This window comes from Cupriavidus basilensis, from assembly GCF_029335485.1.
GTDB lineage: Bacteria > Pseudomonadota > Gammaproteobacteria > Burkholderiales > Burkholderiaceae > Cupriavidus > Cupriavidus basilensis_E.
Window position 1 is genome coordinate 1 of sequence record NZ_JARJLM010000270.1, and the last position, 8,381, is coordinate 8,381.

An 8,381-nucleotide genomic window follows, 5' to 3' on the forward strand; every position below is an offset into this window, starting at 1 on the left:
CGCGCGCCGACGAGGGCTTCCTGCTGTCGATGGGGTATTCGACCCAGCGCGGCTATGGCAACTCGCACCCGTTCGCGGCGGAGATCCGCTATGGCGAGGTGGAAGTCGAGCTGTTCGTCGAGGAGCTGGGCTTTGCCGTGACCATCGGGGAGATCGAGGTCACCGAATGCCAGATGGTGAGCCAGTTTGCCGGCAACGCGCAGGAAGGACCGAGCTTTACGCGCGGCTACGGCCTGGTGTTCGGCTATGGCGAGCGCAAGGCCATGTCGATGGCGCTGGCCGACCGTGCCATGCGCGCCGCCGAACTGGGCGAAGCCGCCGACGCCCCGGCCAACGACGTGGAGTTCATGCTTTACCACAGCGACAATGTGGAGGCCTCCGGCTTCGTGCAACACCTGAAGCTGCCGCACTACGTGGATTTCCAGACCAATCTCGAACTGCTGCGCCGGCTGCGCGCCGAGCGCGAACCAGGCGAGCCCGCCCGGGCGCCTGCGGCGCCGGCGGCGCCGGCGGACAGCATCGCCGCGCCCCAGGCGCAGGAGGCCATCGCATCATGAATGAAGGCAATGCCAACGTGCGCGACGAACACTACAACTTCGGCTATCTGGACGAGTCCACCAAGCGCATGCTGCGCCGCGCGCTGCTCAAGGCGGTGGCGATTCCCGGCTACCAGGTGCCCTTCGGCAGCCGGGAAATGCCGCTGCCCTATGGCTGGGGCACCGGGGGCATCCAGGTGACCGCCTCCATCATCGGCAGCGACGACGTGCTCAAGGTGATCGACCAGGGCTCGGACGACACCACCAATGCCATCAATATCCGGCGCTTCTTTGGCCGCGTCACGGGCGTGCGGACCACCGAGCGCACCGCCGCCGCCACCATCGTGCAGACCCGCCACCGGATCCCGGAAACGCCGCTGGCGCCAGGGCAGATCATGGTGTTCCAGGTACCCATCCCGGAGCCGCTGCGCTGGCTGGAGCCGAGCGAGACCGAGACCCGCACCATGCACGCGCTGGCGGAATACGGCGCGATGCATGTCAAGCTGTACGAGGACATCGCCCGCCATGGACGGATCGCCACCACCTACGATTACCCGGTCATGGTCAACCAGCGCTACATGATGCGGCCGTCTCCCATCCCCAAGTTCGATAACCCCAAGCTGGACCACAGCCCGGCGCTGATGCTGTTCGGCGCGGGGCGCGAAAAGCGCGTCTACGCCGTGCCGCCCTATACCAGCGTCAAGAGCCTGGATTTCGACGATCATCCGTTTGCCGTCGAGACGTGGTCGGGCTGCTGCGAGCTGTGCGGCGCCACCGACAGCTATCTGGACGAGATCATCACCGACGACGCGGGCGGGCGCATGTTCGTCTGCTCGGACACCGAGTACTGCGCCACCCGGCAGGAGCAGGGCATGCGCGGCCCGAACGAAGCGAACCAGGGCGGCGGCAGCGCGCTCGCCAGTGCAGGGAAGGAGGCAGCATGAGCCGCAACGACGAGCCGCTGTTGTGCGTGCGCGGCCTGACCCGCACCTGGGATGGCGTACACGGCTGCCACGATGTCAGCTTCGACCTCTTTGCCGGCGAAGTGCTGTGCGTGGTGGGAGAGTCCGGATCCGGCAAGAGCACCTTGCTGCAGGCGGTGTCCTGGCAGGCCGCGCCCGAGTCCGGCAGCGTCCGCTACGACACCCGCGAGCACGGCCTGGTGGACCTTGCCTCACTGTCCGACGCCAGGCTGCGCCTGCTGGCGCGGACCGACTGGGGCTTCGTGCGCCAGAACGCGCGCGACGGCCTGCGCATGCGCGTCAGTGCCGGCGCCAATATCGCCGAGCGCCTGATGGCGGTGGGCGGGCGCCATTATGGAGAGCTGCGCGCCGTGGCCGGGGCGTGGATGGAGAAAATGGAACTCGACCTGGCGCGCCTCGACGACACGCCCACGAGCTTCTCGGGCGGCATGCAGCAGCGCCTGCAGATCGCCCGCAACCTGGTGACGCATCCACGCCTGGTGTTCATGGACGAGCCCACCGCCTCGCTCGACGTCTCGGTGCAGGCCCGCCTGCTGGACCTGTTGCGGCGGCTGGTGGCGGACCTGGGCCTGGCCGCCATCATCGTGACCCACGACCTTGCCGTGGCGCGCCTGCTGGCGCACCGCACCCTGGTGATGCAAGGCGGGCGGGTGGTGGAAAGCGGCCTGACCGACCAGATTCTTGACGACCCGCAACATCCATACACCCAGTTGCTGGTGTCTTCCATCCTGCAGAGCTGAACATGACGCAAGATCTCACCGGTATCCAAGATACCCTGGACACCCGGGACTTCCAGACCGATCCCCGCCGGATCCAGGTGCGCGGCCTGGGCAAGACCTTCATCCTGCATAACCAGGGCGGCACGCGCCTGCCGGTGCTGCGGGCCATCGATTTCGATGCCTCCGCCGGCGAATGCCTGGTGCTTGCGGGCAGTTCCGGCGCGGGCAAGAGCACGCTGCTGCGCTGCCTCTATGGCAACTACCTGGCCACCGAAGGCAGCATCCGCATCCGCGACGACAAGGGCTGGGTGGGCCTGACCCGCGCGCCGGAGCAGCGCATCCTGCAATTGCGGCGCGAGGTGATCGGCTATGTCAGCCAGTTCCTGCACGTGATCCCGCGTGTGAGCACGCTCGATGTGGTGGCCGAGCCGTTGCAGCAGCGTGGCGCCGGCGCCGGCGAGGCGCGCGAGCGCGCCGCGGTGCTGCTGGCGCGGCTGCAGGTGCCGGGCCGGCTGTGGAACCTGCCGCCGGCGACTTTCTCGGGCGGCGAGCAGCAACGCGTCAATATTGCGCGCGGATTGATCGGTGGCCACCCGGTGCTGCTGCTCGACGAGCCTACTGCATCGCTCGATGCGGACAACCGTGCCGTGGTGGTCGGACTGATTCGCGAGGCGCTGGCCGAGGGCCGTTGCCTGGTCGGCATCTTTCATGACGAAGCGGTGCGCGAAGCCGTGGCCACCAGGCTGCTGCCCCTGCATCCACCGGCGGCGGATGCCGCTTGCGCCGCCAGGCTCGCCGCGGTCGCGGGCTGAGATTCCTTCATTCCTGTCGCTAACCGTACCCGGAACCGACCATGCTTCCTGCCTACCTGACCCATGCGCGGATCGTCCTGCCCGACGGCGTCTTGCCTGATAGCGCCTTGCTGATCGAGGACGGCCGCATCGCGGCCATCGAGCCCGCCGCTGCCGCCGTGCCGCGCGCTGCCCAGGTGATCGACCTGCGCGGCCAGACCTTGCTGCCGGGTCTGATCGACCTGCATTGCGATGCCATCGAGAAAGAAGCCGAGCCGCGCTCGCGGGTGATGTTCCCGCTCGACTTCGCCGTGGCGCAGGTCGACCGCCGCAACGCCGCGGCCGGCATTACCACCCCTTACCATGCGGTATCGTTCGCCGGCCACGAGTTTGGCGTGCGCAACTACGATACAGCCGGCGACCTCGTGCGCACCGTTACCGCCTTCCGCGACCACAGCCTGGTGGACAACCGCATCCATTGCCGTTTCGAGGTCACCGATGCCAGTGCGCTGCCGGTGCTGGAGCGCTTGATGGCGGCCGGCCTGGTGGACCTGGTTTCCGTGATGGATCATTCGCCCGGCCAGGGCCAGTTCAAGACGCTCGATGCGTACCTGGCCTATATGATGGGAAATCACGCCATGACCCGCGACGAGGCCAAGGCCGCCGCGGATAGGAAACTGTTGGATAAGGAGGGCGCGCCGCAACGGGTGGAGCACTTGCTTGCCCTGGCCGCACGGCTTGGCATCCCGGCCGCCAGCCATGACGACGATTCGCCCCAGCGCATCGCCGCCATGCACGCGCTGGGCGTGCGCATGAGCGAGTTCCCGATCAACCTGGAAACCGCGCGGGCCGCTGCCGCGAAGGCATTGCCGACCATCCTCGGCGCGCCCAACGTGCTGCGCGGCGAGAGCCAGAGCGGCTCCATGCGCGCCATCGACGCCATCCGCGCTGGCGTGGCGGACTGCCTCTGCTCGGACTACCAGCCCGCCACGCTGATCGCCGCGGCGTTTGCCGCCGAGCGCCTGGCCGGCCTGAGCCTGCCGCGGGCGGCCGCGCTGGTCAGCGCCAACCCGGCGGCGGCCTGCGGGCTGTCGGATCGTGGCCGCATAGCGGCGGGGCTGCGCGCCGACCTGGTCGCGGTCGCCATGGTGGCTGGCCAGCCCTTGGTGACGCATACCTGGTCGGCGGGCCGGCTGGTGTTTGCCGCACGCTATCCGGTGGGCGCCGTGGGCTCGGACAGCGCGGACCTTGAGCGGATGCCGGCGCCTGGGCGGGAAGGCCGCGAAGCCGCATGAGCATGGACGCCGACCCCATATCGGGCGCGTCGCCGCCCCCGGGCCGCGTGGTCGCGGTGAGCCTGAGTGCCACGCATTCGTTCAGCAAGCCCAACGTGCCTGTCATCCGCCTGCTTGCCGGGCTCGGCGTGGCGGGCGATGCCCATCTCGGCGAGACTGTCCGCCACCGCTCGCGCGTGGCGGTGGACCCGAGCCAGCCGAACCTGCGGCAGGTTCACCTGATCGCGGTCGAACTGCTCGGCATGCTGCAGGCTGCCGGGCATGCGGTAGCGCCCGGCGCGCTGGGGGAGAACGTCACCACGCAGGGCATCGACCTGCTGGCGCTGCCGGCGGGCAGCCGCTTGCAACTGGGCGAGACCGCGGTGGTCGAGGTGACCGGGCTGCGCAATCCCTGCGCGCAGATCGAGCACTTCCAGCCGGGGCTGCTCGCGCAGGTCCTCGGGCGGGATGGCGAAGGCAGGCTGGTGCGCAAGGCCGGCATCATGGGCGTCGTGCTGGCTGGCGGCCCGGTGAGGGCGGGGGATGCGATCAGCGTGACGCTGCCACCGCTGCCGCACAGGAAACTGGAGCGGGTTTGAGCGGGCAGGCGCGGCGCGCCTGCGGCTAACGGTGGGCCGGGCGGGACTCGGTGCGAAGGGGAGCGTGCCAGTCCCCGGGAATGTCGGGGACGACCTCGCACTCGCCGCGTACGATCAGTTCCACCGTCGCGCATACGCCTCTCACGCCGCGCGGGCCGACGCAGACCAGGCTGCGGGGGTGCTCCGAATGATTGGGAATGGCGTACACACGCATCCCCTCCTGATACAGGGGATGGGCAGGCAGTCTGGCGTTCAGTATCTCGACAAAACGCAAGGGGCTCACAATCGGCTTTTCCATCGCGCTCTCCCATGGAGCGTGGGGGCGGTTACCGGCAAGGTCCGGATGGCCCGTTGGTGCTTGCTTGGCGGCCGGATGGTAAAGAGATGCCGGCCAGATCATCAGCGCAAAACCAGGAATGTGGCCCGGGAGCCGCGGCGGGGATGGAATGCGGCTCGATAGCCGCTCAGAGCGGGGTTCGATGCCAGGGGACCACACGATAAGGTTAGGTGATCTGGCGGCGGGTGCAAGCTGGCTCGCCATATGAAACGCGTTGCGCGACGAAGCCGGTACTTCCGCAACTTAGGCGGCCCACCGCGCTGTCCACCGCGCGCGCCGGCATGGCCACGGCTTCACTCGTTCTCTGTGGCGCAATGGGCGCAACAGGCATGATTGGCGGCGCCGGACGAGTGCGGTGGCCGATGCCGGGCGGCGCGGCTGAGGTATATTGCACGGTTTACCGTATCGGGTACCCCGCCGCAGGTGCGCCGCGCCTGCCAGGCCCGGCTCCCCGCGCCAACGCGCCCACTACCGAATTGCCGACCGCATGAACGTCACGCCAAGCCCTGCCACCGAGATTGCCGGCTCCATCGCGGCATTGCGCACGCATTACGATGCCGTCATCCTTCCGCTCTGGACCGGTCCGGGCTGGAACGCCGCGATGCGGCTGCCCTACGAGGCCTTGTCCGGCATCGATAACGGGCCATTGCCCGTGAAGCGCTATCGCGCCATGGCGTGCGCGCGCCAGCTCTATATTTTTTCGCAGTGCGAAGGCAGCGGCGCGGCGGCCCATGCCGCGCAGCTGTTCGAGTCGCTGCGCACGCGCTTCGCCGACCTTGCGCACGGCGGCTTTGTCTACAGCATCGACGCGCAGGGACAGCCGCTCGATACCGCCAAGGACCTGTACACGCATGCCTTCGTAGTGTTCGCCTGTGCGGCGTACTTGAAGCGCTCGGGCCTGCCGCAGGCGCGCGCCTTGCTGGACGGCACGACGCGGTTGATCGAGCAGCGCTTCGCTGCAGCTAGCGGCGGGCTCTACCATGCCGCGCTGGCGCAAGACTTCAGTGCAGGCGGTGGTACGCCGCTGCAGAACCCGATCATGCACCTGACCGAAGCCTACCTTGCGGCCTACGAGGTCACACGGGAACATGCCTACGCCAAACGGCTGGAGGGCATCGCGTCCGCTGTACTGGCGGGTTTCGTCGATCCGGCTACCGGCTGTATCGCCGAGTTGCCCCTGGGCTGCGACGGCAACCGCATCGAACCCGGGCATCAGTTCGAATGGTTCTCGCTGCTGTCCACGGCCCCGGCATTGTTCGACGGCTCGCCGCTGGCGCAGGCGCTGGCGCGCGCATTCGAATTCGCCTTGCGGCACGGGGTCGATACCGGCACCATGGGCGTTGCCGCGGCATTGAACCTCGATGGCTCGCCGCGCGATCCGGCGCAGCGGATCTGGGCGCAGACCGAATTCGCGCGGGCCCTTGCGGTGCGCGGCGATGGCTTTGCGCTGGCGCACCTGCAGGCCTGGCTGCATGCGTTCCCCGCACGTTTTCTTCATGCGCGCGGCTGGCATGAATGCTTGTCGCCGGCCGGTGCCGTTGCGCGCGGCGAACTGCCGTCGACCACCCCGTACCACCTTGCAACCGCTTACCAGGCGCTGGCCGAAGCCACGGCAGATTAATCCGCCGCGGGGATGAGCAGGCGGTCGAACTCGTTGCGGACGATGCGGTAGGACTCGCCGGAAAAGCCCTCCAGCCCGGCCCGGTCGATCACGGTGATATGTCCGCGGCTGTGCCGGATGAGGTGAAGCTCTTCCAGCCTGCCCACGGCCTCGGTGACACCCTCGCGGCGCACCCCGAGCATGTCGGCAATGGTTTGCTGGGTGACATCGAGTTCATTGCAGGGCGAGCGGTCCAGCGCCAGCAGCAGCCAGCGGCACAGCTGCGTGGTCAGGGAATGATGGCGAATGCAGACCGCGGTCTGGGACACCTGCGTGAGCAGCGCCTGCATATAGAGCAGAGCCATGCGCTGCAAGGTGGGCAACTCGGGGTAGAGCGTGCGCAGATCGCCCGCGGCGATGCGAAAGCCGTACCCGCTCCGGCGCACCTCGATGCGATTCGGCATGGTTTCGCCGCCGGTCAGCGCGGGCAGGCCCACCAGCCCCTCGTTGCCGACCGAGGCCAGCTCCACGGTGGCGCCGCTTTCCTGCAGCGACATCATCGAGATCACCGCCGTGCTCGGGAAATACAGGTGCCGGATGCGCTGGCCGGAATCGCTCAGCAGCTGTCCCGCGCGCAGGTTCACGCTGTTCACATGCGGAGTCAGCAGGCGGCGCTCCCGCGCCGGCAAGGCGCCCAGCAGATGATTGCCGGACAGATCCTGTTCGATATCGATCATCCCCGTGTTTCCCCGAAGCTAGAGGTTGCGGCAACCGATCCGGCTGTTCGGCTTTTCTCTGTGCGCTGTGCCACGCAGCCGGGCTTGCCGCGTAACTGTATTTAGCGGCATGCGTGCGTTTGCCGACAGTGGCCGGAGGTTGGAGATCGTCACCGTATTGGGCGGATATGCTTTCGGCTGGACTCATACTTTTGATGGGGGAAGGCTTAGGCACTTTGTGAGCGGCCGACCGCCGGCGGCCGTCCGACGCAAACGGCACTTTCCCGGGTGGGACCAGGGTGTGTCCGGCGGCGGAAGCGGTGGTCGGATGCGCCGGGTACAAAAAGCGTGAAAAAAACCTGTAAGTTCCCGCGGCCGCTGGCGACGAATGGGCTCATTCACCCAGTTGGAGATTGCCATGTACCCGAAGCTCGCCCAATCGCTGTTTGCCGCCGCCGCCATTGCCGCTGCCGTGTTTTCCCCGAGCGGCGCCCATGCCGCCGGCCCGACCGCCGGAGACACCGCCATACCTTACGCGCAGGCCACGCAGAATCCCGTGCGCGACGTGTTCGCCGCGGGCGCGCGTGCCGGGAAGTTCGATGCCTTCACCGATGGCGCGCGCATTGCCGGTCTGGATCGCACCGGCGTTTCCGCCGATCCGGCGCGCAGCATCGATCCGTTCGTGGACGGCGCCCGCGTGCGCCTGCCCGACCCCTATACCGATGGCGCACAGAAGCTGGCCGGCATGGATACCCGTGGCGTTTCCGCTCCGCCGACCCACAGCTTCAACCCGTACCAGGACGGTGCCAATGCTTGAGCGGGATAG

Annotated in this window: 10 protein-coding genes; 8 read left to right on the top strand and 2 right to left on the bottom strand. The window is 68.0% G+C overall.

The genetic code is table 11. The annotated features are described in order from the left end of the window. The 6 genes from P3W85_RS15765 to P3W85_RS15790 form a co-directional block, all read left to right on the top strand. Positions 1 to 557, top strand: a 557-nt coding sequence (locus P3W85_RS15765) for a carbon-phosphorus lyase complex subunit PhnI (protein ID WP_276265485.1), incomplete at its 5' end; no start/stop codon positions are given. Beyond that, positions 554 to 1,480 (top strand): alpha-D-ribose 1-methylphosphonate 5-phosphate C-P-lyase PhnJ, encoded by a 927-nt coding sequence (locus tag P3W85_RS15770; RefSeq protein WP_017224478.1) that lies wholly within the window; start codon positions 554 to 556, stop codon positions 1,478 to 1,480. The genes P3W85_RS15765 and P3W85_RS15770, both read left to right, overlap by 4 nt. After that, positions 1,477 to 2,259, top strand: a complete 783-nt coding sequence (phnK, locus tag P3W85_RS15775; RefSeq protein WP_276265486.1) for a phosphonate C-P lyase system protein PhnK — start codon at positions 1,477 to 1,479, stop codon at positions 2,257 to 2,259. Before P3W85_RS15770 ends, phnK begins: the two co-directional genes overlap by 4 nt. A 2-nt stretch (positions 2,260 to 2,261) precedes the next feature. After that, on the top strand, positions 2,262 to 3,050 hold the full coding sequence (gene phnL / locus P3W85_RS15780) for a phosphonate C-P lyase system protein PhnL (RefSeq protein ID WP_276265487.1): 789 nt from the start codon (positions 2,262 to 2,264) through the stop codon (positions 3,048 to 3,050). Positions 3,051 to 3,091: 41 nt separating this feature from the next. After that, positions 3,092 to 4,324 carry an alpha-D-ribose 1-methylphosphonate 5-triphosphate diphosphatase gene (locus P3W85_RS15785; RefSeq protein ID WP_276265488.1) on the top strand — a complete coding sequence of 411 codons (1,233 nt, stop codon included), beginning with the start codon at positions 3,092 to 3,094 and terminating at the stop codon, positions 4,322 to 4,324. Continuing rightward, entirely contained in the window at positions 4,321 to 4,902 is a 582-nt protein-coding gene (locus P3W85_RS15790) for an MOSC domain-containing protein (RefSeq protein ID WP_276265489.1), read from the top strand. Before P3W85_RS15785 ends, P3W85_RS15790 begins: the two co-directional genes overlap by 4 nt. Before the next feature lie 25 nt (positions 4,903 to 4,927). On the opposite strand, the gene P3W85_RS15795 is transcribed toward P3W85_RS15790, so the two are convergent. Next, the gene (locus P3W85_RS15795) at positions 4,928 to 5,200 is read right to left on the bottom strand and encodes a hypothetical protein (protein ID WP_017227013.1); all 273 of its coding nucleotides are present in this window, start codon (positions 5,198 to 5,200) and stop codon (positions 4,928 to 4,930) included. Positions 5,201 to 5,726: 526 nt separating this feature from the next. On the opposite strand from P3W85_RS15795, the gene P3W85_RS15800 reads away from it, so the two are divergent. Then, positions 5,727 to 6,860, top strand: a complete 1,134-nt coding sequence (locus P3W85_RS15800; protein ID WP_276265490.1) for an AGE family epimerase/isomerase — start codon at positions 5,727 to 5,729, stop codon at positions 6,858 to 6,860. Here the strand turns inward: P3W85_RS15800 and P3W85_RS15805 are convergent. Continuing rightward, complete coding sequence (locus tag P3W85_RS15805; protein WP_017227011.1) at positions 6,857 to 7,576, bottom strand: Crp/Fnr family transcriptional regulator; 720 nt, start codon at positions 7,574 to 7,576, stop codon at positions 6,857 to 6,859. The genes P3W85_RS15800 and P3W85_RS15805 overlap by 4 nt on opposite strands. A 397-nt stretch (positions 7,577 to 7,973) precedes the next feature. On the opposite strand from P3W85_RS15805, the gene P3W85_RS15810 reads away from it, so the two are divergent. Next, the gene (locus tag P3W85_RS15810; RefSeq protein ID WP_276265491.1) at positions 7,974 to 8,372 is read left to right on the top strand and encodes a copper resistance protein CopQ; all 399 of its coding nucleotides are present in this window, start codon (positions 7,974 to 7,976) and stop codon (positions 8,370 to 8,372) included. The last annotated feature ends 9 nt before the right edge of the window (positions 8,373 to 8,381 follow it).